The organism is Streptomyces sp. NPDC051963, from assembly GCF_044593495.1.
GTDB lineage: Bacteria > Actinomycetota > Actinomycetes > Streptomycetales > Streptomycetaceae > Streptomyces.
Map to the genome: position 1 here is coordinate 776739 of NZ_JBIUCC010000002.1, position 23996 is coordinate 800734.

Here is a 23996-nt window from a genome sequence, read left to right on the forward strand (position 1 = left end):
GAGTGAAGCGGCTCCCATCCATACGCAGGAGGTCCCAGGAGTGTTCAGCAGTCTCAGAAATTGATGAGAGGTTCGAGGAACAATTCCCCCTCAACTCCCCCACAAAACGCGGAAGTTGTGATCGTTCCGGCTCAGCGGCCCTGGTCCAGATAGGCGAGAACCGCCAGTACACGGCGGTTGTCGTCGTCCGAAACCTCAAGTCCCAGCTTCGCGAAGATATTTGAGGTGTGTTTGGCGATGGCCCGCTCGGTCACGACGAGCTGTGCCGCGATCGCCGCGTTCGAGCGGCCCTGTGCCATAAGCTCCAGAACCTCCCGTTCGCGGGCGGTGATCCGCCCCAGCGGCCGGTCGTCGGCCTCCCGCCGGGACAGCAGCTGCTGGATCACCTGTGGGTCCATCGCCGTACCGCCCGCCGCGACCCGTCGTACGGCATCCACGAACTGCTCCGCGTCGAACACCCGGTCCTTCAGCAGATACCCCACCGCGCCGCTGCCGTCGGCGAGCAGCTCACGGGCGTACAGCTGCTCGACGTGCTGCGAGAGGACCAGCACCGGCAGACCGGGCCTGTCCCTGCGGGCCTTGAGCGCGCACTGAAGCCCCTCGTCGGTGTGCGTCGGGGGCAGGCGTACGTCGACCACGGCGACGTCCGGCTCCAGTTCGGCCAGCGCGCGGGACAGCTCGGGGCCCGTCTCGACGGCCGCGGCGATCTCGAAGTCGTGGGCCTGCAGAAGCCGGACCAGTCCGTCGCGCAGCAGGAACAGGTCTTCGGCTAGGACAACGCGCAAGGGATCTCCATGGTGACCATGGTGGGACCGCCCGCGGGACTGCTGACGGCCAGGACGCCGTCGAATGTACCCAGTCGGCGCTCGACTCCGGCCAGTCCGGAACCGGCGCCGATGCTCGCGCCGCCCTTGCCGTTGTCGGTGACCGAGATCCGCAGCATGCCGTCGCTGTGGTGGAAGTCGACGTAGATGCGGTCGGCCTCCGCATGCTTGACCGCGTTGGTGAGCACCTCGCTGATCGCGAAGTAGGCCGCCGACTCGACGGGTTCGTCCGCCCGCCCGGGGAGCTCCACCGTCACCTCGGTCGGTACGGGCATGCGCAGGGCCAGCGCCCGTACGGCGTCACCCAGGCCGCGCTCGGCCAGCACCGGCGGATGGATGCCGCGGACCAGGTCCCGCAGTTCGGTGAGGGCCTCGACGGAGGACTTGCGGGCCTGCGCCAGAAGCAGCCTGGCCTGCTCCGGGTCCTTGTCGAGGAGCATCTCGATCGTCCCCAGGTCCATGCCCATGGCGACCAGCCGGGCCTGTGCCCCGTCGTGCAGGTCGCGCTCGATGCGGCGCAGCTCCGCGGCGGAGGTGTCGACTGCGTCCCGCCGGGTCTCGGTGAGGACGCGGACGCGCTCGGTGAGGGCCTCCTGGTCGCCGGCGAGGACGGCCCGGGTGAGCTGGAAGTGGACCTTCAGCAGACGCGTGGTGAGGAAGTGGGCGAAGAAGAGCAGGACCAGACCCAGGGCGCCCGCGAGAAATGCGGAGGCCTGCCCGGAGACGGGCACGAAGCCGTACCAGTAGCCGTCGGGGAGGACCCGCCACAGCCCGGCCGCGATGGCGAGCCCCTCCAGCGGGTAGAAGAGCAGCGCCGCAGGCAGCAGCGCGGTGACGAAGCCCGCCGTCATGTCGACGGGCAGCCACATCAGATCCCGCCAGGTCGCCGGATCCCGGAGCATTCCGAAGGTGCGGGTCCACGGATTGGCCCCCTCGGGGAGCGGCCGGTACGCCGACGGAATCCGCACCCCGCACCAGTCGGCCGCGAGCACCCGCCGCCAGTCCGCGAAGATCCGCACACCGGTGAGCACCCACGGTGTGGTGACGATGCCGACCCCGACCGGGATCAGCACGATGGACACCACGGAGAGCACGAAACCGAGGATCGCTCCCGGCAGCACCATCAGGCAGAGCCCGAGCGCTCGCACCCCGGCCCGTCCCATGCCCCGCGCCCGGGTACGCAGGGCGCCGTCCCTTGGGTATTTCGTGTCGATGTCCATGGCGTCAGTCTGGCCGAGCGGACAGGGCAGGTCACGGGGGTAAGGACCCGGACCAGGGGGTGGTGTCAGATACACCCCTCGCGAGCGGGGGGAGGGCACGGTCACACGCCGCCGAGGATCTTTGCCTCCACCTCCGGATCCAGTCCGACCGGAGGCCGGTCCGGCCGCTGGGGCGCCCTGCCTCCGATGCCGGTCAGCCAGGCCCAGGTGTCGGCGACGGTCTCGGCGACAGGGCGGCAGTCCAGGCCCGTCGCGAGCGCACGGGACACGTCGGCGCCGTGCAGGGCCGCATGCAGCTCGCTGTCCGGCGGTACCCACACCGGCAGTTGGGTCCACGGCTCGATTCCCGCGCCGAGGACGACGTCCGGGTCGGTCCACCGCAGCTCCGCCGCCGCGCCGGTCGCCCGTACGCACGCCTCCAGCAGCCCGGCCGTCGTCGTGTGACCCGGCGGGCCGCTCAGGTTGTACGGTCCGCTCAGCTCCCGCTCCACCGCGCCGAGGATCCACTCGGCGAGATCGCGGACGTCGACGTATTGGAGGGGCAGGTCCTCGGGCCCGGGCGCTAGTACGGGGCCGCCGCGCGCGATCCGGGTCAGCCACCACGGCAGCCGCCCGATGTTCTCGTACGGCCCGAGGATCAGCCCCGAGCGGACCAGCAGCGAACGGTCCGCGCCGAACCCGGTCACGGCGGCCAGCTCGCCGCCCCGCTTGTCGCGCGCGTACTCGGTCGCCGCCGCGTCGGCCGAGGCGCCCTCGACCAGGGGCGCGTCCTCGGTGTACCCGGCGGCGGGCGGCCATGCGTACACCGAGGAGCTCGACACGTACACATACCGTCCGGCGCGGCCCCGCAGCAGCCGCGCCGAGTCCCGTACGGCATTCGGTGCCCACGACCAGGTGTCGACGACGGCGTCCCACTCGCCCTCCGCCAGGGCGGCGAGCCCGTCCGGCGCGGTGCGGTCGCCGTGCAGCGACCGCACACCGGGAGGCGGTGCGTGCCGGCCCCGGTGGAGGACGGTCACCTCCCAGCCCCGGCCGAGCGCCGCCTCCACGACGGCCCGCCCCGCGAACTCCGTACCACCCAGCACCAGAAGTCTCATGACCTCGACTCTGCCGGGCCCGACCGCGGGACGGAACGGGAATCTGCCGTGGGCAGACGGTCAGCGCACGGTCGGCGGCACGTACTTGTATCCGACCCGCCGCACCGTCTGGATGGTGTTGCGGTGCTCGGCGCCCAGCTTGCGGCGCAGCCGGGCGATGTGGACGTCGACCGTGCGGCCGTCGCCGACATGTCCGTACCCCCAGACCGTGGTGACCAGCTGGTCGCGGGTGTGCACCCGGCCCGGGCGGGTAACCAGATGTGCGAGCAGCTCGAACTCCAGGTAGGTGAGGTCGAGTTGGCGACCGTCCACCTCGGCGGTGCGCTGCGTGGTGTCGACGCGGACGACTGCGTCGGCGGTGTCCTCGGGAGTAGTGGACTCGGCGATGTGCGGGCGGTCGGCCGGGATGAGCACGAGGTATCCGACCATCGGCGGCTGCCCCGGCAGCGTGGGCAGCGTGTGCTGGGGGGCGGGCACCCAGGTGGCGCCCGGGGGCAGGAACTCCGATACGTCGATCACCTCGTCGGGATCGACGGCACGCAGACGCCGGGTGGGGGAGATGTCAGGGGTGGAGTGCAGTGGACGAGTGGTCGCCATGAGAGGTCAGCTCTTTCGCGCGAGAGGTTCGTCGGGAGGGACGTACGTCGTTGCGCGCCGGCCGAAGGCCGAGATGTGCGGCTTTAGAGGGCCGGCGCGTTCATCGCGCGGCAACACACCCGGTCGAAGTCGTGGTGCTGACGGGAAGGCCAGAAGGGCTCCAGGTCACGGCGACCCGTGGCGAGGTACTTCCGGAAGCTGGCCATGGGCCCATTGAAGCAGATGAGCCCGTCCGGCAGCAGCCCGCTCTCACTCCTCGGACGTCGGTGATCACACCGTCGGTGAAACGAACAAGGGAACACATGAGGGGCGCCCGCCAAGACGGCGGACGCCCCTCATGGAAGCTCACGGCACGCGGGCCATGACGTGGATCAGACCTGGCCGGCCTTCTCCAGGGCCGAGCAGCAGGTGTCGACCAGCAGACGGGTCACCACGTACGGGTCGACGTTGGCGTTCGGGCGGCGGTCCTCGATGTAGCCCTTGCCGTCCTTCTCGACCTGCCACGGGATACGGACCGAGGCACCGCGGTTGGAGACGCCGTAGGAGTACTTGTCCCACGGGGCGGTCTCGTGCAGACCGGTCAGACGGTCGTCGATGCCGGCGCCGTAGTGCTTGACGTGGTCGAGCGGCTTGGAGCCCTCACCGAGCGACTCGGCGGCGGTGATGATCGCCTCGTAGGTCTCGCGCATCGCCTTGGTGGAGAAGTTGGTGTGCGCGCCGGCGCCGTTCCAGTCGCCCTTGACCGGCTTCGGGTCGAGGGTGGCGGCGACGCCGAAGTCCTCGGCGGTGCGGTAGAGCAGCCAGCGGGCCACCCACAGGTGGTCGGAGACCTCCAGCGGGGAGACCGGGCCGACCTGGAACTCCCACTGGCCGGGCATGACCTCGGCGTTGATGCCGGAGATGGCGAGACCCGCCTTGAGGCAGTTGTCCAGGTGGGCCTCGACGATGTCACGGCCGAAGATCTCGTCGGCGCCGACACCGCAGTAGTAGCCGCCCTGCGGGGCCGGGAAGCCGCCCTTCGGGAAGCCGAGCGGGTAGCCGTCCTTGAAGAAGGTGTACTCCTGCTCGATGCCGAAGATCGGCTCCTGGGCGGCGAACTTCTCGGCGACCTCGACCAGCGCGGCGCGGGTGTTGGAGGCGTGCGGGGTGAAGTCGATGTTCTGGACCTCGCACAGGACCAGGATGTCGTCGCCGCCGCGGATCGGGTCCGGGCAGGAGAAGACCGGCTTGAGCACACAGTCCGAGGCGTGGCCCTCGGCCTGGTTCGTGGAGGACCCGTCGAAGCCCCAGATCGGCAGCTCGGCACCCTTGGCGTCATCGGCCATAATCTTCGTCTTGGAACGGAGCTTGGCCGTCGGCTCGGTGCCGTCGATCCAGATGTACTCAGCCTTGAAGCTCACGGGCCACATCCTTCGGGGGTGGGTCTAGGCGCACTTGCGGGTGCTGCGGCGCTGCGGCACTGGGGCGCCGCTCTTGTTCCCGCGAGCCTGTCAACAGGCGATTTCCCGATCATTGCTCGAATGTGAACCTGGTGTTACCTGGTGGTGCTGTGGTGCGACTCACGGTGTGAGGCCACCGCGCAGGGGAAGCGCGTGGCCCGAACCGTGTCGGTCCTGCCGCTCCTGGCCGGGAGCGACAGGACCAGTGACACGTACGAGGTGGCGGAGCGGGCCGCCGCCTCACTGCCTGCGGATACGACCGGGTATCACCCCACCTTCTCGATCAGGGCCCGGCGGATCAGGAACTTGCCGGGCTCACGGACCTGTTCGAAGGCCGCGTTGTTCAGCAGCGCACAGCTGCCGGAGACCGAAGTGACCTCCACCGTCGTGGACTTGTTGTTGTCCAGGTTGGTGACCTTCAGCTTCGTACCCGCCGGGAACTGGTTGCTGGACGCGGCAGGGGCGCCGGCCTCGCCGGAGAGGGTGACGGTGGAGCCGTTGCAGACCTGCTGGCCGGACGCGGCGGCGCCGTCACCGGCGTTGCCCGCCGGAGGGGTCGCGGCCTGGGAGGGCTGCTGGCCCCCTGCCTGCTGGCCGGTGTCCTGGCCGTTCTGCGCCGGTTGTGTCGCCTGGGAGCCCTGAGCCGATTCCCCAACGACGCAATCCGACGCCTTCTGCTGCACCTTGATCTGCGCGATGACCGCCTCACGGTTGGCGATCCGTGCCTCGGACTGCGCGTCCGGGTTGGTCCGTTGTCCCGCGATGAACTGTTCGTTGTTGCCGAGGGCGGTGGCGAGACCCTGACAGACGGTCGAGTCGGCGGCGGTCTGCGCGGCGTTCGAGGTGCTGGCCATGACGAAGGCCCCGCCTCCGGCCACTGCGGCCGCGGTCACCAGCAGGGCGACCTTCTTCTTCGTGCTGAGGGTTCTCCTACGCGACATGCGCGCCTCCTGACGGGGTGGGGGAGCGTACGTCGCTATGTACGAGATGCCGAACGGTGTTACTCAGTGGTTACAGGAGTCACCGAAGTAACCTGCGTCACAGTGGAGTTGAAAGAGTCGGGGCGCGAGTCGGGTTCGTAAGCCGGAAGAACCGGATCTAGCGGGACAGCGCGTCCCGTACCGCCTCGTCCGTGCGGGCCACGACCGCCGTGCCGTCGTCCGCGGTGATGATCGGACGCTGAATCAGCTTCGGATGCCCGGCCAGCGCCTTGATCCACCGATCCCGTGAACTGGCGTCCCGCGCCCACTCCTTGAGGCCCAGCTCCTTGGCCACGGCCTCCTGAGTGCGCGTGATGTCCCACGGCTCCAGACCGAGACGGTCGAGTACGTCCCTGATCTCGTCCTCGCTCGGCACGTCCTCCAGATAGCGGCGGACGGTGTACTCGGCCCCCTCGGCGTCGAGCAGACCGACGGCACTGCGGCACTTCGAACAGGCGGGGTTGATCCAGATCTCCATGCGATCACGGTAGCCCCTCCGGGTACCCGGAAAACCCGTCTTCCGCGTGTGTCACTGGAGCCCCGAAAGCCCTTGTGGCCAGGGGCTATTGTCAGTGGCGGGCGGGACCTTGTGGCCCTGCGCCGCGATCAGTGTGGGTGGCGTCGCCCTCGCCATGGTCATCGCCTGGTCTGCGGCTCGGCCTCGTCATCTGGGTCGCCAACAGCGCCGGTTACGCGCGCCTCGTCGTCGGCAACTCGCCTGGGGGGCGAGGATGCTTGGCTCCGGATCCACGCCGACGTTCGGCTGAGCGCCCGACGAAGCGACGCATGCCGAGACCGAACTGGCGGACGCCGTGCTGCCGCGGTGGGGGAGTGTCCAGCCCGGCCGGTCGATGAGAGGGGAGCCGAGAGCATCCCCGAGACGTTGCACCGGCTCGCGGCACCGCAGGTCTTCCTCGCCGACTTCGTCGAGGATCGCGGCATTTCGAAGGTGACGGCCCGCGCTGTCCTGGAGGCCCTCGACATGCCCGTCGGTTGTGCCGTAAGCAGGGGATGACGATCTGCCCCGGCGGCCGAACAGCTGACCCAGTCGCAGACTAGGAGGTCGCGCGGCGACGCCTCCGGGAGTACGTGAGTCGGGTCGACGCCGCGAAGGCGGAGGCCTTCGAAGAACGTCTCGCGGACACCCTCGGCGTTGTGCGCAGGGAGGCGATCGGATCATGATCCGAAGACTCCTCGTAGCCCGCGGCCCCGAGCGGTAGTCGCTGTACTACTGCGCCAACTGCGGCGGCTTCTACCCCGCCAGCCGCTTCTCCCGCGTGCGACCGAGCCCCCTGCGGCACCGTCGCTTCCCGGGAGATGAGACGACTGTCGCCACTTTCGAGTGAATTGTTTCGAACTTCTACAACCGCACGAGTTCTCCACGAGTCGTACACCTGCAATCCATGGCGAACCCTCGGGGGGACACGTGAACCAGCACTACCCGCATGAGCCCAACCAGCCCGGCTACGGCTACCCGCAGCAGCCTGGCTACGGCGCGCCGGCGCCCCAGCCGCCGAAGAAGCGCAGAGTCGGCAAGATCGCCGGACTCGGTTGCGTCGGCATCCTCGCCCTCTTCGTCATCATCGGCGTGGCGGCCAGCAGCGGGGACGGTGACTCCACTGACACCAGCAACAAAGACAGGGCCGTCAGTGCCAACGACAACCAGGAGACTGGCGAGGCGAGGGCTGGTGAGGCGAAGGAAGAGCAGGCGGAAGAGACCAAGACTCAGGCCGGGCAGTTCCAGGCCTGCGTCGCCAAGAGTGGAACGCCCACCGAGAAGGAAGCCGTCAAGCACGTCACGAAGGTCACCGGCGCTGACAAGCGGAACGACATCCTTGACGTGCCGGAGGTCTTCACCGACTTCACCGGCGGCTTGGTGGGCCCGCACGCGGGCGAGGGCAAGCTGATCGCGTCCGCGTTCACGTCGTGCTACGAGTCCGACAACGGTCTCGTGACGGTGTACGACAAGGATGGCGAGATCCTCGCCAACGCGAACTACTGATCTCCGCCGCCGTGGCCCTGTCCGCCCGTGCCGACGGGGCCACGGTCGGCGTCCCAGGGTGGGAATCCTGTCTGCGCGGAGCCTTCGACGAGTGGGAAGGTCAAGCACGCTGAGGCGGCGCTCGCCGGGGACGACGGCTGGCATCAGCGCAGGTCGTTCCGGTCAGACGGATTTCGCCGAATCGCAGCAACAGCACGGAATCCTCGCTAGTCACACGCCCGCACGACACAATGCACGTCCCAGGGGGGACCATGAGCAACTCGACACCTCCACCCATGCCCGACTTCCCGCCGCCCCCGCCGGCGCCGAAGAAGTCCCGCACCAACCTCGTCGTCATCGGCTCAGCTGTAGCCGTCATCGTTGCCATCGTGACGACGGGCGTCGTGGTCGTGCAGTCCAGAGACGACGACAACAAGCCGACTGCAGCCGCCATCACGAGCGCTCCGAACAGGGACGTCGCGACCGCTGCCGCGGAGGAGTCGGACCCCACACCGGCATACGACGAGATCGACGCCGACAGCTTTACGATCAAGCTGAAAACCACTCAGAGTCAGTGCTTCGGGTCGGCGGGCTGCAACGTGACGGTTGAGCCGGTCCTGACCTACCTGGGTGACAGTGAGGGCATCGACCCAGACGCCGTGTACGAGATCACCTACGAGATCCGCGGCGACGAGTCCGGGCCGGTCATCGAGACCGCCGAGCTGACGGACCAGACAAGCCTGAACTACTCGCCGTCTCTGATCAGCACTGCTTCGTCGAGCACGAAGGCATCCGTAGGGATTACCGACGTTACGACCCAGGTGGCATGAGGCCATGTGAACGCGTCGACGACTACTGACCCGTAGTTGCGTTCCGCTCGATCGTGCCCGAACTCAGAAGCCCCTGAAGGCCCGCCACCGCGCGGGCCTTCACCCATTCCCCGCTAAGCGCGCGCCTCGTGCCACCATGCCCCACGCATCAGTGCCAAAGAAGGCGCCGGGCCGAAGATCCAACACCGTCGCAAATGGGATGGCTTCTGATCGGCTTCCAGCGCTTTGGCCGCGCTGCCCGAGCTGGAGCGCTCAGTGCCGTCCATGCCTTGACGGCACGGCGGAGCCGCTCATTCCGTCGTGGTGCCGCAGTCCCTCACCCTTCCCGGCATCCGCCGCACGGCGACCGTCGGAGGATCCCGCCCGGGAGATCACATGCAGGTCCCTTTCAAGGACTTGCCGGCAAACCACGCAGCGGGGACCGTACCTGCCCTACGTTGCAACGGCTCGCCGATCTACGCCATCGCGAGTGGCCACGGCGAGGGCGCAGGCGGATCAGGGTGCCCGGGGCCCCGGTGCTGACACGGACAGCGGCAACGTCACCCAGTCCGCTGCCAATGGCGCCCCGGGCGTCTTCCTCGCGGCGGGTGACGAACTCGGCGGCCGGCACGTTGAGCACCCGTGCTCGCAGGTTCACTGAACTGAGCCTGCCGGGCACCCGCCGCAGGACAGAGAGGGCGGGGCGGCCCGCCCCTATTCTCCCCCGTCGTGGGCGGCCGCTCAGCGGGCAAGGTCAGCGAGTGGGACGTCGATGGCGGAGGCGATGCTCGAAAGGAACCACGACGGGGGAGTTGCCGCGCAGACTCCGTTCGAATCTTCCGCCGTCTCATCCATGTCTCACAGACCATGTGTGACACGGTGCCAGTCCTGTTGCTGACCAGCGCATTTGATGAACTCCTGGACCATCGGAATGTCAGTGCCGGGCAGTAAACTAGAAGCAGTGTTCGAGGGTGTCGCCGGGGCCGCCGAAGTCCCCGGTCGAGGCCCTTACCGCGACAGGAGGATGCCTGTGCCCGCTGCCGCACTGAAGCCGAAGCCGACCCAGTCCACCGCGATGCGCCCGGTCCTGCTCGACCTGCCGTACGACCCCGTGGAGAAGCGCCCGTTGCCGCCGGGCCGTCCCCGCGAGTGGTACGTCTCGCACAACCGCCGCCTCAAGGCCATGCGCCTCGCCATCGCCCTGCTCGACTCGGGCGTGTATATGCCGAACCAGGCCCGCAACGAGACGATACGAAGCACGGCGCAACTCATCGGCGTCCACCCGCCGTCGGACACGACGTGTCACATGGTGCGGGCGTTCATGCGTTACAACCGGTGAGGTCGGGGCCGGGTGCCGTGCGTGGGCACGGTACCCGGCGCCGGAAGGGGAGCCGTGGCTACGCCGACAACTCCCGCTCCAGCGGGGTCCGGAACCGCGGTGTGATCCTCGTCGTCCCCACCCATCCCCGCAGCCGCTCCGACTCCGTTTCGATCGCCGTCTCCGCCTCCCGGCCGATGCCCTCCCCGTCCAGCACGCGCCACACGATCTCCCCGTCGGCCCGCTGGGCCCACCCGCCGATCACCCGGCCGTTCCACCACACCGTCGGGCCCACGTTGCCGCTGCGGTCGAAGAGGGCGGGGCGGAGGTCGGGGGAGAGGAACCAGTCGCGGTGCTGCCAGCCCATCGCCGTCGGGTCGAGGGCGGGCAGCACCGCGGCCCAGGGCTCGGTGGGCTCGGCCACGGGGGCGGTGTCACCGGCCGCGACGAAGCCCGTGCCCTCGTCGAGCCGCACCTCCTCGGCGCCGATCGCCTCGAGGGCGCGACGCACCTCGGTCACCTTCCAGTCGGTCCACCACTTGAGGTCGGCCTCGGTGGCCGGGCCGCACGCCGTCAGCCAGTGGCCGAGGAGGGCGGCCTGGGCCCCGGCGATGTCCAGCTCCGGATGCGGGGGCGCCGGCGCCCAGCGGAACTGGGACGAGGTCCAGGAGCCGAGCGGCCGGCCGCGCACGACCTTGCCCTCCTGGCCCAGCAGGCGCAGCAGCCGTGTCGAGACCGTGTGCAGGCCCTCGTAGCTCTTCCCGGCTCCATACAGGAACTGCTCTCTCAACCGCGGCTCGTCCTGGGCGAGTTCGGCCGCCGTCGCCTGTCCGCGGCGCTCCAGCACGGCCAGCGTGGACTGCTCGACCTCCTTGAGCCAGGCTGCGTCCGGCGCTCCGGCCGCAGCCATCTGCTTGAGCAGGTGGGCGCGTTCGCGGGCGGCGACGGCGATGCCCGTGGAGGCGTGCACCACTGCGGTCAACGGGGACGGGAACACGAAGACGGTGCTCCGCATGCCGTGCATACGGACCAGGCTGCCGTCCCCGTACAGCGCCCGCTCGGTCTCGGTCACCGTCGGCGCCGGGTCCCCGAGCCGGGCGCCCACCGCCAGATACACCGTCGCCGGGTCGGTGCCGTGCAGCGCGACCAGCGAGCGGGCGATCTCTTCGGGCGACGCCGCCCGCGCCGTACCCGCCAGGCGGTGCCGCAGCGCGAGGCGGGCCCGTCGCTCCGTCACACCGACGTGCCGCTGCCCGTCACCCATACCGTCCTCCACCCGTCACTTCGCATCCGTGACCGCATCCTCTCGGACGCCACTGACAATCGGCCATCGGCCGGTCAGGTCGGTCGGGTCGGTCAGTACCTCGTTCACGAAGTCTCGCCGGTCGTCCGCGTGTTCGCGGAACCACTGGCCCAGCATGTGCTCCGCCTCGGGAAGGTCGAAGCGGGTGAACTGTGCGCGTGTGGCCAGCGCCTCCTGGACGGCTTCCGTCACGGTGGGCGGGATGACCACGTCCGTGCCGGGGACCGCGAGCACCGCCCGGCCCTCGTACGCGCGGAGTGCGTCCAGTGCGGGTGAGGCACGCCAGCTGTCCGGCGTGCGGATGATCTCGCTGAACCGGCCGTCGCCGTCCCCGAACGGCACCTCCCATGCCTCGGCCGCGTACACGGCGGGTGCGCACAGGCCGAGGGCCACGACCCGCTTCCCGTAGCGCCGGGCGAGGTCCGCCACGGTCTGGCCGCTCATGCTGAACCCGACCAGCACCAGCGGGCCGCACGCGCGTGCGTCGATCACGGCGACCGCCTGCTCGAAGCGCCGGCGCAGGCTCAACTCCCGTAGCTCACCGCTGCTTTCCCCGTGCCCCGAGAAGTCGAAGGCGAGGCCACGACAGCCGCGGGCGACGAACTCGTCGAGCAGCGGGAGCAGTCGCTCCTTGCTGCCGAGCACGCCCGCGCCGTGCAGCAGAACGACGGTGGGCCGGTCGTCCGGACCGTCGCCGTCGTCGCCGTACAACCCGCTGAGCAGTTCACCGTCGTACTCGTCGACGAAAGGCGCGAAGGAGGAAGGCTCAGTCATGCGCCCCATTCACTCATGAGGCCTGCACCCGTAACGCCGCAGACCCCCGGGAAAAGCAGATGCACGCCGAGTGACCGCTTCCCTACGCTGGACACGTGTAGCGGAGTTGTCCTCCATCGGTTCCCGCAGGGCAGGCACCACCTTGCGGACACGGGGCTACTCTCTACGCACCGACGGCAGGACGCCCACCCCCAGCGCCCCGTCGGGACACCTCGTCACCGCTCAGCCATCACCCACGCCCACGGAGGCCCATCATGGGCACCATCATCTTTGCCGGGACCGCGGTCCTGGTCGTCATGGGATTCGGAAACCACCTGTACTGGCTTGCCGCCGTCGCGGTGCTCTTCCTCTACCTCCAGTACGGACGCGGCTCCTCGCCGACCTCCCCTTCGGGCGGATCCGGCATGTCGCCGTCCGACTACCGCTCGTACCGCAATCGCCGGGACGAGCAGGCCAAGTGGGAGCGCCGGTACCGCCGCGAGCGTCCCTTCGAGTCGCGCCGTCAGGAGCGAGAGAAGGGCAAGGAGAAGAGCAAGTGATCCGCTGGTTCCCGGTGTGGTGAGCCGCCGGTCACAGACCGGGCGCGCCCCACACCGGGAACCAGCGGTTGAGGTCCTGCTCGATGCGCAGGTCGTCGCCGAGGGCCGCCTTGACGCGCAGTTCCAGCGCGTTGTCGCGCCGCTGTCCGTCGCCGGGCAGCGGCGCGAACGGGTAGAAGGTGCCCCGCTTGTAGAGGTAGACCAGCGCCAGTCGCCGGTCCTCCTCGGCCCCACTGCCCGCGAATCCGGCCAGTGAGCACAGCAACTGCGGGCCGAAGCCGTTGACCTCCATCGAGCTGTTCACCGCATGCAGGTCGTTGACCAGGAGCGGCAGCTCGTCGGGGCCGCGATGCGAGACCAGCCAGGAGTAGCCGTACTTGTCCCGCTGCAACTCCACCGGCGGGCCATCGCGATCCGCGTCCGCGTCCAGCAGCGCCTGGACCTCGCGGTGCGTCTGCTCGAAGGCCGCGCCCTCGACCGTGGCGAAGCACACCGCCCCGCGCCCGGTCGGCGTGAAGGAGGCCGCCGCCTGGAGCGTTACGGCGGCCGACGGCAGGGCGAAGAGCTGGTCGAGATCGGGCGCGACCGGCTTCGTACGACCGAGCAGGATGTCCAGCAATCCCATACTCACGCCTTTCCGGGAGTCGCCGCCTCACCCAACTCGGCGGAGATCTGTGCCAGTTGGTCGAGCCGCTGCTCCAGGCTCGGGTGGGTGGAGAAGAGCCGGGCGAGACCGGGCTCCTTGCCCAGGGCCGGGGTGAAGTAGAAGGCGTTGAAGGCCTGTGCCGTGCGCAGATCCTTGGTGGGGATCCGGGCGATGTCGCCCGACACCTTGGTCAGCGCGGACGCCAGTACGGAGGGACGGCCGGTCAGCAGCGCCGCCGCCCGGTCCGCCGCCAGCTCCCGGTACCGGGACAGGGCCTGGATCAGCATGAAGCTGATCGCGTAGACGGCCGCGGAGACCGCCATCACCGCCATGAAGATCACCGCGGTGTTCTGGTCCCGGCGCCCGCCGCCGAAGAGCTGCGAGTAGAACGCGAACCGCACGATCAGCCCGGCGATCACACCGAGGAACGACGCGATGGTGATCACGGCGACGTCCTTGTGCGCCACGTGCGACAGCTCGTGTGCCAGCACGCCCTCCAGCTCGGCCGGCTCCAGGCGCCGGAGCAGACCGGTGGTCACGCAGATCACCGACTTGTCTGGGTTGCGCCCGGTGGCGAACGCGTTCGGCATGTCCATATCGGATACGGCGACCACCGGCTTGGGCATGTCCGCCATCGTGCACAGCCGGTCGATCACGCCGTGCAGCTCGGGATACTCCTCGCGCTCCACGACCCGCCCGTGCATCGCGAACAGCGCGATCCGGTCGGAGAACCAGTACTGCGCGCCCAGGAACGCGGCCGCCACCACGACGACCAGCACCCAGGACTTCAGCAGCGCGATCAGCGCCGCGATGAACACCACGTACAACAATCCGAGCAGAAAAAGCGTGACCGTCATGCGCACGGTCAGGCGCCGGTCGCTCCGGAATCGGCTCTGCATATGCATCACCTCAGCAGTCAGGCACTCGCCCCACTGCCAGTGTGCACCCGGGCACACCATGACGCGGTCGCGATCAGCTCTAGGGCCTGCAAAGGGACGCTGTGAGGTCACCACTCAGGCTGTGAGCGCCGTCACTCAGTAGGACGGCCGGAAGTTCAGGTACCCGAGGAGCAGGATGATCGCCGCCATGGAGCCGAGCACGATGGCCGTCGATATCCAGGGCGAGCGACGACCGCCCCGCATCCCGGTCGAGCGGAGACCGATCCGCATCCGCGACGAACGGCGACCAGTCCGCATCCGGGACGAGCGGCGACGCCTGCGCACCGGATCCGGGTCGGCCCGGAACGGCACCGGTCCCGGCGGGTCCTTCTTCCAGCGCTCGGCGAGCATCCGGGCACGGGCCGAGGGCTCCTTGTGCTCGGCCCCGTCCGCCCACTTGAGGTCGAACTCGCGCTCGGCGTCGTCCTGCTCGGACATCTCAGCAACCCCCGTCACTCCGTCTCGAACAATCGTGCCAGAAAACAAACGACGGCGCCCCCGTCCTGAGATTCCAGGAACGGGGGCGCCGCAGGGCTGCCGAAGGGCGACGATCACACGTCGAAGTACAGCTCGAACTCGTGCGGGTGCGGACGCAGCTGGAGCGGCGCGATCTCGTTCGTGCGCTTGTAGTCGATCCACGTCTCGATCAGGTCGGACGTGAAGACGTCGCCCGCGAGCAGGAACTCGTGGTCGGCCTCGAGGCGGTCGAGGACGGCCGGGAGCGAGGTCGGGACCTGCGCGACACCCGCGTGCTCCTCGGGAGCCAGCTCGTACAGGTCCTTGTCGATCGGCTCGGCCGGCTCGATCTTGTTCTTGATGCCGTCCAGGCCGGCGAGCAGCAGCGCCGAGAAGGCCAGGTACGGGTTGCCGGAGGAGTCGGGCGCACGGAACTCGACGCGCTTGGCCTTCGGGTTGGAGCCCGTGATCGGGATACGCATGGCCGCGGAGCGGTTGCGCTGCGAGTACACCAGGTTCACCGGGGCCTCGAAGCCCGGGACCAGGCGGTGGTACGAGTTCACCGTCGGGTTGGTGAAGGCCAGCAGCGACGGGGCGTGCTTGAGGATGCCGCCGATGTAGTAACGGGCGGTGTCCGACAGGCCCGCGTAGCCGGCCTCGTCGTAGAAGAGCGGGGAGCCGCCCGTCCACAGCGACTGGTGGACGTGCATGCCCGAGCCGTTGTCACCGAAGATCGGCTTCGGCATGAAGGTCGCGGTCTTGCCGTTGCGCCAGGCGACGTTCTTCACGATGTACTTGAAGAGCTGGAGGTCGTCGGCGGCGGCGAGCAGCGTGTTGAACTTGTAGTTGATCTCGGCCTGGCCGGCGGTGCCCACCTCGTGGTGCTGGCGCTCGACCTTCAGACCGGCCGCCTCCAGCTCCAGGGAGATCTCGGCGCGCAGGTCGGCGAAGTGGTCGACCGGCGGGACCGGGAAGTAGCCGCCCTTGTAGCGGACCTTGTAGCCGCGGTTGTCCTCCAGCGCACCGGTGTTCCAGGCGCCGGCCTCGGAGTCGATGTGGTAGAAGGACTCGTTCGCGTTGGTCGCGAAGCGGACGCTGTCGAAGACGTAGAACTCGGCCTCGGGCCCGAAGTACGCGGTGTCGGCGATACCCGTGGACGCGAGGTACGCCTCGGCCTTCTTCGCCACGTTGCGCGGGTCACGGCTGTACTGCTCGCCGGTGATCGGGTCGTGGATGAAGAAGTTGATGTTCAGCGTCTTGTCACGGCGGAACGCGTCGACCCGGGCGGTCGACAGGTCGGCGCGCAGGGCCATGTCGGACTCGTGGATGGCCTGGAAGCCGCGGATCGAGGAGCCGTCGAAGGCCAGCTCGTCATCCGGGTCGAACGCATCGACAGGCACCGTGAAGTGCTGCATGACGCCCGGGAGGTCGCAGAAGCGGACGTCGATGAACTTGACGCCCTCGTCCGCGATGAACTTCTTGGCCTCGTCGGCGTTCTGGAACATCCAGCTCCTCCTACTCCCGACCGTCCCGCCGGGGTGGTAGTTCGTTTGTGCGGCCAGTGCGGTGGCATACGCTGACCTCGACCCTAGGGACGCGTGATTTCTCGGGCGTGACCCATTTGTTTCGCACAAGTTAACCGGCCCGGGTTCCACCGTAGCTCCGAAACACCCCGCCGTGCCCCGGTCAAACAAGGGCGCAGTACCGTGTACGGGTGGACAAGAGGCAAGCAATCGGGTCGTGGCTCTCCGGGCCGCGCGCGGCCATGGAAGACGCCGGTGCCGACTTCGGATACCGCGGGGAGCAGCTCGGTCTCCCGGAGGACGGGCCCGGCTCGATCGCCCGCCCCGGCCGCCGCCTCGGCGCCCTCGCCGTGGACTGGGCCCTGTGCCTCTTGATCGCATACGGCCTGATCACTGACGGCTACCGGCAGGCGACGGGGAACTGGGCACTGCTCATCTTCTTCGTGCTGAGCGTCCTGACCGTCGGCACCATCGGCTTCACCCCGGGCAAGCGCCTCTTCGGCCTGCGCGTCGTCCACCTCGACACCGGCACCGTTAACCCGCTGCGCACCCTGCTGCGTACGGCCCTGCTGTGCGTCGCGATCCCCGCCCTGATCTGGGACCGCGACGGACGGGGACTGCACGACCGGCTGGCCCACACGGTCGAGGTACGGAGCTGAGTCACCGCGGTCCGCGCGGATGACGCCGGTCGGGTGACGGCTGAGCCGGTCACGGCCCGGGGTCCCGTCCACGTCGAACCGCCTTCGAAACACTGCCGCCATACCGGCGGAGGTGGTTGGACAATATGTCGTACGACAACACGTCGACGATCGTGGTTCGGGCGTCGCAGGTCGCCGATATCGCGGCCCGGCACACGGAAGAGGCGGAAACCGCCCGGCGGCTTTCGCCGCAGGTGATCCACGCGGTGCGGGACGCCGGTTTCGCACGGCACTTCGTGCCGGTGGCCCACGGCGGTGCGGCCGGCGCCTTCAGCGAGCTGACCTCGGCGGTCTTCCTCGTCGGGGAGGGGTGTACGTCGGCGGCCTGGGCGGCGTCGCTGGCCGCCTACGCCGGCCGGTACGCGGCCTTCCTGCCCGCCGAAGGGCAGGCGGAGATCTGGGCGGACGGCCCGGACGCACTGCTGGTCGCCGCACTCATGCCGTCCGGCACGGCGGAGCGCGTGGCGGACGGCTGGCGGCTGAGCGGCGAGTGGAAGTACATCAGCGGCGTGCACTTCGCCGACTGGGCGCTCGCCTGTGCGGCCGTACCGGACGAGCCGTCCGAGGATCCCCAGGGGCGGCCCGCGGTGAGGTACTTCGCGGTGCCGCGGGCCGACTTCACCATCGCCGAAAGCTGGTTCTCCGTGGGAATGCGCGGCACCGGCAGCGACACCCTGGTCCTCTCCGACGTCTTCGTGCCCGAGCACCGGACCCTGGCCCGGTCCGCCGTCCACGCCGGCCGGGCACCCGCGTCGGACGCCCGGTGCCACATCGTGCCGATGTACGCCGTGAACTCACTGCCGTTCGCCGCTCCGCTGGTCGGCGCCGTGCGGGGCGCGATGCGCGCCTGGACCGAGCGGACCGGATCGCGCGTCGACCGGCGGGGCCGGGCCGTCCGCGAGATGCCCTCGATGCAGGTCTCCCTGGCCCGCTCGGCCGCCGAGGTGGACGCCGCCGAACTCCTCGTCCGGCGTACGGCGGCGGTCGCCGACGGCACGGAGGCCCCGTCGGAGGGCGAGGCCGCGGTCCGCGGGGCCAGGGACCTCGCACTCGCGGTGGAGCTGCTGGTCTCGGCGGTCGACCGGGTCTTCCGCACCAGCGGGACGTCCGGACAGTCCTCGACCGACCCCGTGCAACGCTTCTGGCGGGACGTGAACAGCGCCGCCTCGCACGTGGCGCTGTCCTTCGAGACCACCGGTGCGGCGTACGGCGCGTGGGCCCTGTCCGGTGGCGGGCGGCCCAAGCCCGGCTGACGGTCTCGTCCGGTTGCTGAGCGGGGGTGGCGGCCGCATAGTCGAGCTGAGCGCGGACGGTGATCTCGTACACATTCGAGCACGGTCAGTGAGTCGCCGGCGAGGTCCAACAGGTGGTGCGGCCGTGAAGACGGAGCAAGACACAGAGATACCGGATGCGGCGGTGGTGCCCGAGGACTTCCGGGCCGCGATGGCCCGCTTCCCCTCGGGCGTCGTGGTGGTGACCACCCGGTGCCAGGACGGCACGCCCCGCGGGTTCACCGCCAGTTCCTTCTGCTCGGTGTCGCTGGACCCGCCGATGATCCTGGTGTGCCTGGCGAACTCGGCCGACTCGGCGTTGTCCTTCGCGCGCTGCGACCGCTTCGCGGTGAGCATGCTGGCCCCGGTCCATCTCCCGCTCGCCCTGCGTTTCGCCAGCAAGGGCACCGACAAGTTCGGGTCCGGAGGGATGTGGCTCAGCCCCGGCGGACTGCCGACGGTCAAGCAGGCACTGTCCGAGCTGGACTGCGAGGCACACGCACGTCACCCGGCCGGGGACCATACGGTCCTGATCGGCCGGGTGACGGGTATACGGCTGGGGGAGGGGTCCCCGATGGTCTACTACGACCGGGATTTCAGGACGCTGGCCTGATCCCCTCGGATCTACCGGGCCTTCGGCCCGCCCTTCGGGAGCTTCATGCCCTTCGGCATCGGCCCCTTGGGCAGCGGCATGTTGCTCATCATGTCGCCCATGGCACGCAGCCGGTCGTTGGTGGCCGTCACCTGCGGGCCGGTCAGCACACGCGGCAGCTTCAGCATCGTCGTACGCAGCTTCTTCAGCGCGACCTGGCCCTCGCCGGTGCCGACGATCAGGTCGTGCACCGGGACGTCCGCGACGATGCGGTTCATCTTCCGCTTCTCGGCGGCCAGCAGGCCCTTCACCCGGTTCGGGTTGCCCTCGGCGACGAGGACGATGCCTGCCTTGCCGACGGCTCGGTGCACCACGTCCTGGCTGCGGTTCATCGCCACCGCGGGGGTCGTCGTCCACCCCCGGCCGACGTTGTCGAGCACTGCCGCGGCCGCGCCCGGCTGTCCCTCCATCTGCCCGAAGGCGGCCCGCTCGGCCCGGCGCCCGAACACGATCGCCGTCGCGAGGAAGGCGAGCAGCAGGCCCAGGATGCCGAGATAAATGGGGTGACCGATCAAGAAACCGATCGCGAGGAAGACACCGAAGGTGACGATTCCGACTGCCGCGAGTACAAGGCCGATCTTCTTGTCGGCCCTGCGGGTCATCTTGTAGGTCTGAGCGATCTGCTTGAGCCGCCCGGGGTTTGCAGCGTCCGCTGCCGTGTCCTTCCTCGCCATGCCACGAAGTCTACGTGGCCCCGGGAGCGCCGACGACGGCAGTGCCCGGAAGGAAGGGGAAGGGGAGCTTCAGGGGCGCCCGGCGAGGGTCTGCTCCAGCACCAGCTGGGTCTCGACCCGGTCCTTGGCCCGGCGGCGGTCCTCCAGGACGGAAGTCCAGGCGTTGCGACGGGCGGTGCGCTGGCCGCTGCTCATCAGCAGCGACTCGACGGCGCGCAGTGCGTCGGTGACGGACGGGATGGCGGTGGCGCGGACGGGCGCGGCCTGCATGGTGGAGGTCCCCCCTCGGTACGGCTTCGGATACGGGTGTACGCGGTGTAAGTCGAGTGTCACTGATTGGTGTTACCAGGGCGTGACCGACCGGTCAAACGCCAATGAAGCCTTGATACGGGGGCCGAAAACACTGACGCGGCCCTGATGTACGCCCTCATCTGCGAGGACGTTCAGGGCCGCGTCGGCAATTCCGCTACCGGTGAGTAGTTTCTTGTGCGCGAATTCACACGCCGTCTCGCGCCTTGCACGGCACGGCAGGTGACGGTATGTCAGACCGCCTGCGAGGCGACGTATGCGCCACGCTTCTCGATGGCCATCTGGTAGAGCCGTCCGGCGCGGTACGAGGAGCGGACCAGCGGGCCGGACATCACGCCCGAGAAGCCGATCTGCTCGGCCTCGTCCTTCAGCTCCACGAACTCGTTCGGCTTGACCCAGCGCTCCACGGGGTGGTGCCGGACGCTCGGCCGCAGGTACTGCGTGATGGTGATCAGCTCGCAGCCGGCGTCGTGCAGCTGCCGGAGCGCCTCGCTGACCTCCTCGCGGGTCTCGCCCATGCCGAGGATGAGGTTCGACTTGGTGACCAGGCCGTAGTCGCGGGCGGCGGTGATGACCGCGAGCGAGCGGTCGTAGCGGAAGCCGGGGCGGATGCGCTTGAAGATCCGGGGCACCGTCTCGACGTTGTGCGCGAAGACCTCGGGGCGGGAGGCGAAGACCTCCTCCAGCAGTTCCGGGACGGCGTTGAAGTCCGGGGCGAGGAGCTCGACCTTGGTGCGGCCGGCCTCGCGGGAAGCCGTCTGCTCATGGATCTGGCGGACCGTCTCGGCGTACAGCCAGGCGCCGCCGTCCTCCAGGTCGTCGCGGGCGACGCCGGTGATCGTGGCGTAGTTCAGGTCCATGGTGACCACGGACTCACCGACCCGGCGGGGCTCGTCGCGGTCGAGGGCCTCGGGCTTGCCGGTGTCGATCTGGCAGAAGTCGCAGCGCCGGGTGCACTGGTCGCCGCCGATGAGGAAGGTCGCCTCGCGGTCCTCCCAGCATTCGTAGATGTTGGGGCAGCCGGCTTCCTGGCAGACCGTGTGCAGGCCCTCGCTTTTCACGAGGCTCTGCATCTTCGTGTACTCGGGACCCATTTTCGCCCGGGTCTTGATCCACTCGGGCTTGCGCTCGATGGGGGTCTGGGCGTTCCGGACCTCCAGGCGCAGCATCTTGCGTCCGTCGGGTGCGACTGCGGACACGATGGGCTCCCTAGCGATTGATTCTTCGGCGCAATCTAGGTTACGCCCGTTGAATTGGTGGTCCGGCGTGGGTGCCGGCCCCCAGGGGCTGCCGCCCCCGGACCCCCGCTTCGGCCCTGAACGGGCCTCGTCCTCAAACGCCGGACGGGCTGACAGTTGCCGGTGCTTTCTCGATCTCCCTCGGCTTCAGGTCCGCGTTCTCCAGTACGTCCTTCAGGTGGCGCTCGGCCACCGGCAGGACCTCGTCGATCGTCACGTCGCGGCCCAGCTCGGCCGCCAGCGAGGCGACGCCCGCGTCCCGGATCCCGCACGGGATGATGCGGTCGAACCACACGTTGTCCGGGTTCACGTTCAGCGCGAAGCCGTGCATCGTCACGCCCTTGGCCACGCGGATGCCGATCGCGGCGATCTTGCGGTCCTCGCGGCGCTGGCCGGCGTTGGAGGGGGCGTACTCGGGGCCGTTGAGCCGGGGGTCGAACTCCTCGTCGTGCAGCCGCGGGTCGAAGTCGAGGGAGAGCCCGCCGAGCGACGGGCGCTGGTCCACCGGGTCGCCCAGGACCCACACCCCGCTGCGGCCCTCGACCCGGCTGGTCTCCAGGCCGAACTCCGCGCACGTGCGGATCAGGGCCTCCTCCAGGCGTCGTACATGCGCCACGACGTCCACCGGGCGCGGGAGCTTCTGGATGGGGTAGCCCACCAGCTGGCCGGGACCGTGCCAGGTGATCTTGCCGCCGCGGTCCACATCGATGACCGGAGTGCCGTCGAGGGGACGCTCGTCGTCGGCCGTGCGGCGGCCCGCCGTATACACCGGGGGGTGCTCCAGGAGCAGCACGGTGTCGGGGATCTGGTCCTCGAAGCGCGCCGCGTGCACCCGGCGCTGCTCGTCCCACGCCTCCTGGTACTCGACGGCGTCCGCGCCGAACCCCATGCGGACGAACCGCAACTCACTCACGGAAAGCGCCTCCCTCAGCGATACCTGTGTCAGGCACGTAACGCACCCACGCCACTGTACGTCCGGTCGATGCCCGTCAGTCCTGCGGGCAATCCTCACACGATCGGATGAATGCGCGGAGAAGTGTGCAGTCAGACGCTTACTCTCCGCTACATTCGCGCCGTTCACAGAGGCCAAAAAGGCTGCTCACCGGCAATCCGGGCACCACAGGGCCTCCGCGAGGCCCGAAAGGCAGGAGACCGCACCGCAGATGACGGAACGACCCGCGCAGCGCACGCCCAACCGACAGCTCGCCGCGCTCATCGCAGAAGCGGGGTTCTCCAACGCGGGTCTCGCCCGTCGAGTGGACCAGCTCGGACTCGAACACGGGCTGGATCTCAGATACGACAAGACATCCGTCACCCGGTGGCTGCGCGGGCAGCAGCCCCGGGGGACCACGCCCGCGCTCATCGCCGAGGTGTTCACCCGGCGGCTCGGGCGCCGGCTCACCGCCCAGGATCTCGGGCTCGACGCCTGTGCGCCGGTGTACGCCGGTCTGGAATTCGCCGGCGCCCCGGAGGAGGCCGTCGACATCGTCAGCGGGCTGTGGCGCAAGGACTCCGGCAGCCATGCCGAGCTGCGCAAGATCGCGTTCACCCCGGCCGGCCTCGTCGTGCCCAGCCGGGACTGGCTGATCGGCCGCGCCGACGACAAGGTGGCCCGCGGCGAGCTGCCCGCTCCCTCACCCACGCTCACCTTCGCCCGCGCGGGAGGGACCCCCACCGTCCCCGCACAGGGCCGCCCGACGGTGCCCCGCCAGCGCGGGCAGGGCGAACGCGGGTCCGGCCAGAAGGTCACCGGCGGCGACATCGCCGCCCTCCGCTCGGTCGGCGACCTGTTCCGCACCCTGGACAACATGTACGGCGGCGGCCACGCCCGGCAGGCCCTCGTGCGCTACCTGGAGCACGAGTGCGAGCCGATGCTGCGCGGCACGTACGGCGAGCAGACCGGCCGCCGTCTGTTCGCGGCCGCCGCCGAGCTGACCCGGCTCGCCGGCTGGACGTCGTACGACATCGCGGCACACGGGCTCGCCCAGCGGTACTTCGTGCAGGCGCTCAGGCTCTCGCAGGCGGCGGCGGACCGGGCGTTCGGCTCCTTCGTGCTGATCACCATGAGCCGGCAGGCCGTCTATCTCGGGCACGGGCGGGAGGCGGTCCAGCTCGCGCGCGTGGCGCAGCAGGGCGTCGGGACGACGGCTCCGCCGGTTGTGCAGGCGCTGCTGCACTCGGTCGAGGCGCGGGGGCACGGGGTGCTCGGGGAGGTACGGGCGTGCACGGCGTCGCTGGTGCGGGCCGAGCGGGCGTTGGAGGCCGCTCGGCCCGGCGACGAAGTGCCGCACTGGGCGCGGTTCTTCGACGAGGCGCAGCTCGCCGATGAATTCGGGCACTGTCATCGGGATCTTCAGCAGTTCCGTGCCGCCGCGCAACATGCGGAGCGGTCCTTGCAGTTGCGTGCGCCCGCGTTTGCGCGCAGTCGGCTGTTCTGCCGGGTGGTGCTGGCCTCTGCGAGGCTTGGGCTGGGGGAGCTTGATCAGGCGTGTGCGTTGGGTGCGGAGGCGGCGGGGGCGGCTTCTGAGATGCGGTCGGTGCGGGCGGTTGAGTATGTGCGGGACTTCGAGCGTCGGTTGGAGCCGTACAAGGATGCTGCGCCGGTTCGGGGGTATCGGGACAAGGTTGCTGCGCTGGGGTAGCCGTCGAGCCGTAACTCCGGGCGTTGAGTTGCTGGTGCGCCGCCGTTGTGGCTTGTCGCGCCCACGCG

26 protein-coding genes are annotated in these 23996 nt (G+C 69.5%); 8 read left to right on the forward strand and 18 right to left on the reverse strand.

Translation table 11 applies throughout. The annotated features are described in order from the left end of the window. Positions 1-131: 131 nt before the first annotated feature. From ACIHFB_RS09910 to ACIHFB_RS09945, 8 genes are all read right to left on the reverse strand, one after another. Positions 132-785 carry a response regulator transcription factor gene (locus tag ACIHFB_RS09910; RefSeq protein ID WP_365277104.1) on the reverse strand — a complete coding sequence of 218 codons (654 nt, stop codon included), beginning with the start codon at positions 783-785 and terminating at the stop codon, positions 132-134. Continuing rightward, positions 770-2044: a sensor domain-containing protein gene (locus tag ACIHFB_RS09915; protein WP_365277107.1), complete on the reverse strand. Its 1275-nt coding sequence runs from the start codon at positions 2042-2044 to the stop codon at positions 770-772. Before ACIHFB_RS09915 ends, ACIHFB_RS09910 begins: the two co-directional genes overlap by 16 nt. 101 nt (positions 2045-2145) lie before the next feature. Beyond that, positions 2146-3141 carry an NAD-dependent epimerase/dehydratase family protein gene (locus ACIHFB_RS09920; protein ID WP_365277110.1) on the reverse strand — a complete coding sequence of 332 codons (996 nt, stop codon included), beginning with the start codon at positions 3139-3141 and terminating at the stop codon, positions 2146-2148. A 60-nt stretch (positions 3142-3201) separates the two neighbouring features. Next, complete coding sequence (locus ACIHFB_RS09925) at positions 3202-3738, reverse strand: winged helix-turn-helix domain-containing protein (protein ID WP_365277113.1); 537 nt, start codon at positions 3736-3738, stop codon at positions 3202-3204. 83 nt (positions 3739-3821) lie between these two features. Then, positions 3822-3944, reverse strand: coding sequence for a hypothetical protein (locus ACIHFB_RS09930; protein ID WP_365277116.1), 123 nt, complete (start codon positions 3942-3944; stop codon positions 3822-3824). Positions 3945-4109: 165 nt separating this feature from the next. Further along, positions 4110-5138, reverse strand: a complete 1029-nt coding sequence (gene glnII, locus ACIHFB_RS09935; protein ID WP_365277119.1) for a glutamine synthetase — start codon at positions 5136-5138, stop codon at positions 4110-4112. A gap of 305 nt (positions 5139-5443) precedes the next feature. After that, positions 5444-6118, reverse strand: a complete 675-nt coding sequence (locus ACIHFB_RS09940) for a hypothetical protein (RefSeq protein ID WP_365277122.1) — start codon at positions 6116-6118, stop codon at positions 5444-5446. 157 nt (positions 6119-6275) lie between these two features. Further along, positions 6276-6635 (reverse strand): arsenate reductase family protein, encoded by a 360-nt coding sequence (locus ACIHFB_RS09945; protein ID WP_365277125.1) that lies wholly within the window; start codon positions 6633-6635, stop codon positions 6276-6278. Between the two features lie 948 nt (positions 6636-7583). Between ACIHFB_RS09945 and ACIHFB_RS09950 the strand changes: the two genes are divergently transcribed. The 3 genes from ACIHFB_RS09950 to ACIHFB_RS09960 all read left to right on the forward strand — a co-directional run bounded on the left by ACIHFB_RS09950 (position 7584) and on the right by ACIHFB_RS09960 (position 10286). Next, the gene (locus ACIHFB_RS09950) at positions 7584-8159 is read left to right on the forward strand and encodes a hypothetical protein (protein ID WP_365277127.1); all 576 of its coding nucleotides are present in this window, start codon (positions 7584-7586) and stop codon (positions 8157-8159) included. Between the two features lie 251 nt (positions 8160-8410). Then, a complete protein-coding gene (locus tag ACIHFB_RS09955) occupies positions 8411-8968 on the forward strand; it encodes a hypothetical protein (protein WP_365277130.1) in 558 nt (185 codons plus the stop codon). A gap of 1009 nt (positions 8969-9977) precedes the next feature. Next, positions 9978-10286, forward strand: a complete 309-nt coding sequence (locus ACIHFB_RS09960) for a hypothetical protein (protein ID WP_365277133.1) — start codon at positions 9978-9980, stop codon at positions 10284-10286. 58 nt (positions 10287-10344) lie between these two features. On the opposite strand, the gene ACIHFB_RS09965 is transcribed toward ACIHFB_RS09960, so the two are convergent. Continuing rightward, a complete protein-coding gene (locus ACIHFB_RS09965) occupies positions 10345-11529 on the reverse strand; it encodes a winged helix DNA-binding domain-containing protein (RefSeq protein ID WP_365277140.1) in 1185 nt (394 codons plus the stop codon). 15 nt (positions 11530-11544) lie between these two features. Next, a complete protein-coding gene (locus ACIHFB_RS09970; RefSeq protein ID WP_365277143.1) occupies positions 11545-12342 on the reverse strand; it encodes an alpha/beta hydrolase in 798 nt (265 codons plus the stop codon). Positions 12343-12596: 254 nt separating this feature from the next. On the opposite strand from ACIHFB_RS09970, the gene ACIHFB_RS09975 reads away from it, so the two are divergent. Next, positions 12597-12881 carry a hypothetical protein gene (locus ACIHFB_RS09975; protein ID WP_365277146.1) on the forward strand — a complete coding sequence of 95 codons (285 nt, stop codon included), beginning with the start codon at positions 12597-12599 and terminating at the stop codon, positions 12879-12881. Between the two features lie 31 nt (positions 12882-12912). Here the strand turns inward: ACIHFB_RS09975 and ACIHFB_RS09980 are convergent, their stop codons facing one another. The 4 genes from ACIHFB_RS09980 to glnA form a co-directional block, all read right to left on the reverse strand. Further along, entirely contained in the window at positions 12913-13506 is a 594-nt protein-coding gene (locus ACIHFB_RS09980; protein ID WP_365277148.1) for a hypothetical protein, read from the reverse strand. Positions 13507-13508: 2 nt separating this feature from the next. Then, positions 13509-14426 carry a zinc metalloprotease HtpX gene (gene htpX, locus ACIHFB_RS09985; RefSeq protein WP_365277151.1) on the reverse strand — a complete coding sequence of 306 codons (918 nt, stop codon included), beginning with the start codon at positions 14424-14426 and terminating at the stop codon, positions 13509-13511. 135 nt (positions 14427-14561) lie between these two features. Further along, positions 14562-14903: a hypothetical protein gene (locus ACIHFB_RS09990; RefSeq protein WP_365277154.1), complete on the reverse strand. Its 342-nt coding sequence runs from the start codon at positions 14901-14903 to the stop codon at positions 14562-14564. A gap of 113 nt (positions 14904-15016) precedes the next feature. Next, entirely contained in the window at positions 15017-16426 is a 1410-nt protein-coding gene (gene glnA / locus ACIHFB_RS09995) for a type I glutamate--ammonia ligase (protein WP_365277157.1), read from the reverse strand. 209 nt (positions 16427-16635) lie between these two features. Between glnA and ACIHFB_RS10000 the strand changes: the two genes are divergently transcribed. The 3 genes from ACIHFB_RS10000 to ACIHFB_RS10010 all read left to right on the forward strand — a co-directional run bounded on the left by ACIHFB_RS10000 (position 16636) and on the right by ACIHFB_RS10010 (position 19026). Then, positions 16636-17103, forward strand: a complete 468-nt coding sequence (locus ACIHFB_RS10000; RefSeq protein WP_365277160.1) for an RDD family protein — start codon at positions 16636-16638, stop codon at positions 17101-17103. A gap of 125 nt (positions 17104-17228) precedes the next feature. Further along, entirely contained in the window at positions 17229-18395 is a 1167-nt protein-coding gene (locus ACIHFB_RS10005; protein WP_400126278.1) for an acyl-CoA dehydrogenase family protein, read from the forward strand. Between the two features lie 124 nt (positions 18396-18519). After that, positions 18520-19026: a flavin reductase family protein gene (locus ACIHFB_RS10010; protein ID WP_365277166.1), complete on the forward strand. Its 507-nt coding sequence runs from the start codon at positions 18520-18522 to the stop codon at positions 19024-19026. Between the two features lie 11 nt (positions 19027-19037). On the opposite strand, the gene ACIHFB_RS10015 is transcribed toward ACIHFB_RS10010, so the two are convergent. From ACIHFB_RS10015 to lipB, 4 genes are all read right to left on the reverse strand, one after another. Further along, positions 19038-19739: a DUF4191 domain-containing protein gene (locus tag ACIHFB_RS10015; RefSeq protein WP_365277168.1), complete on the reverse strand. Its 702-nt coding sequence runs from the start codon at positions 19737-19739 to the stop codon at positions 19038-19040. A 69-nt stretch (positions 19740-19808) separates the two neighbouring features. Further along, positions 19809-20009: a hypothetical protein gene (locus ACIHFB_RS10020; RefSeq protein WP_365277171.1), complete on the reverse strand. Its 201-nt coding sequence runs from the start codon at positions 20007-20009 to the stop codon at positions 19809-19811. A gap of 272 nt (positions 20010-20281) precedes the next feature. Beyond that, a complete protein-coding gene (lipA, locus tag ACIHFB_RS10025) occupies positions 20282-21247 on the reverse strand; it encodes a lipoyl synthase (protein WP_365277174.1) in 966 nt (321 codons plus the stop codon). 133 nt (positions 21248-21380) lie between these two features. Next, positions 21381-22199 carry a lipoyl(octanoyl) transferase LipB gene (gene lipB / locus ACIHFB_RS10030; RefSeq protein ID WP_365277177.1) on the reverse strand — a complete coding sequence of 273 codons (819 nt, stop codon included), beginning with the start codon at positions 22197-22199 and terminating at the stop codon, positions 21381-21383. A 250-nt stretch (positions 22200-22449) separates the two neighbouring features. Here lipB and ACIHFB_RS10035 point away from each other — a divergent pair, with 250 nt between their 5' ends. Then, the gene (locus ACIHFB_RS10035; protein ID WP_365277180.1) at positions 22450-23928 is read left to right on the forward strand and encodes a regulator; all 1479 of its coding nucleotides are present in this window, start codon (positions 22450-22452) and stop codon (positions 23926-23928) included. Positions 23929-23996: the final 68 nt, after the last annotated feature.

What these genes read in the sequence shown, in the direction of transcription:
- htpX (WP_365277151.1), bottom strand. Translation starts at nt 14,426, where the DNA reads ATGCAGAGCCGATTCCGGAGCGACCGGCGCCTGACCGTGCGCATGACG.
- ACIHFB_RS09980 (WP_365277148.1), bottom strand. Translation starts at nt 13,506, where the DNA reads ATGGGATTGCTGGACATCCTGCTCGGTCGTACGAAGCCGGTCGCGCCC.
- ACIHFB_RS10035 (WP_365277180.1), top strand. Translation starts at nt 22,450, where the DNA reads ATGACGGAACGACCCGCGCAGCGCACGCCCAACCGACAGCTCGCCGCG.
- ACIHFB_RS10020 (WP_365277171.1), bottom strand. Translation starts at nt 20,009, where the DNA reads ATGCAGGCCGCGCCCGTCCGCGCCACCGCCATCCCGTCCGTCACCGAC.
- ACIHFB_RS09920 (WP_365277110.1), bottom strand. Translation starts at nt 3,141, where the DNA reads ATGAGACTTCTGGTGCTGGGTGGTACGGAGTTCGCGGGGCGGGCCGTC.
- ACIHFB_RS09965 (WP_365277140.1), bottom strand. Translation starts at nt 11,529, where the DNA reads ATGGGTGACGGGCAGCGGCACGTCGGTGTGACGGAGCGACGGGCCCGC.
- ACIHFB_RS10005 (WP_400126278.1), top strand. Translation starts at nt 17,229, where the DNA reads ATGTCGTACGACAACACGTCGACGATCGTGGTTCGGGCGTCGCAGGTC.
- ACIHFB_RS10015 (WP_365277168.1), bottom strand. Translation starts at nt 19,739, where the DNA reads ATGGCGAGGAAGGACACGGCAGCGGACGCTGCAAACCCCGGGCGGCTC.
- ACIHFB_RS09975 (WP_365277146.1), top strand. Translation starts at nt 12,597, where the DNA reads ATGGGCACCATCATCTTTGCCGGGACCGCGGTCCTGGTCGTCATGGGA.
- ACIHFB_RS09940 (WP_365277122.1), bottom strand. Translation starts at nt 6,118, where the DNA reads ATGTCGCGTAGGAGAACCCTCAGCACGAAGAAGAAGGTCGCCCTGCTG.
- ACIHFB_RS09955 (WP_365277130.1), top strand. Translation starts at nt 8,411, where the DNA reads ATGAGCAACTCGACACCTCCACCCATGCCCGACTTCCCGCCGCCCCCG.
- ACIHFB_RS09945 (WP_365277125.1), bottom strand. Translation starts at nt 6,635, where the DNA reads ATGGAGATCTGGATCAACCCCGCCTGTTCGAAGTGCCGCAGTGCCGTC.
- ACIHFB_RS09990 (WP_365277154.1), bottom strand. Translation starts at nt 14,903, where the DNA reads ATGTCCGAGCAGGACGACGCCGAGCGCGAGTTCGACCTCAAGTGGGCG.
- ACIHFB_RS09925 (WP_365277113.1), bottom strand. Translation starts at nt 3,738, where the DNA reads ATGGCGACCACTCGTCCACTGCACTCCACCCCTGACATCTCCCCCACC.
- ACIHFB_RS09915 (WP_365277107.1), bottom strand. Translation starts at nt 2,044, where the DNA reads ATGGACATCGACACGAAATACCCAAGGGACGGCGCCCTGCGTACCCGG.
- ACIHFB_RS09930 (WP_365277116.1), bottom strand. Translation starts at nt 3,944, where the DNA reads ATGGCCAGCTTCCGGAAGTACCTCGCCACGGGTCGCCGTGACCTGGAG.
- glnA (WP_365277157.1), bottom strand. Translation starts at nt 16,426, where the DNA reads ATGTTCCAGAACGCCGACGAGGCCAAGAAGTTCATCGCGGACGAGGGC.
- ACIHFB_RS09970 (WP_365277143.1), bottom strand. Translation starts at nt 12,342, where the DNA reads ATGACTGAGCCTTCCTCCTTCGCGCCTTTCGTCGACGAGTACGACGGT.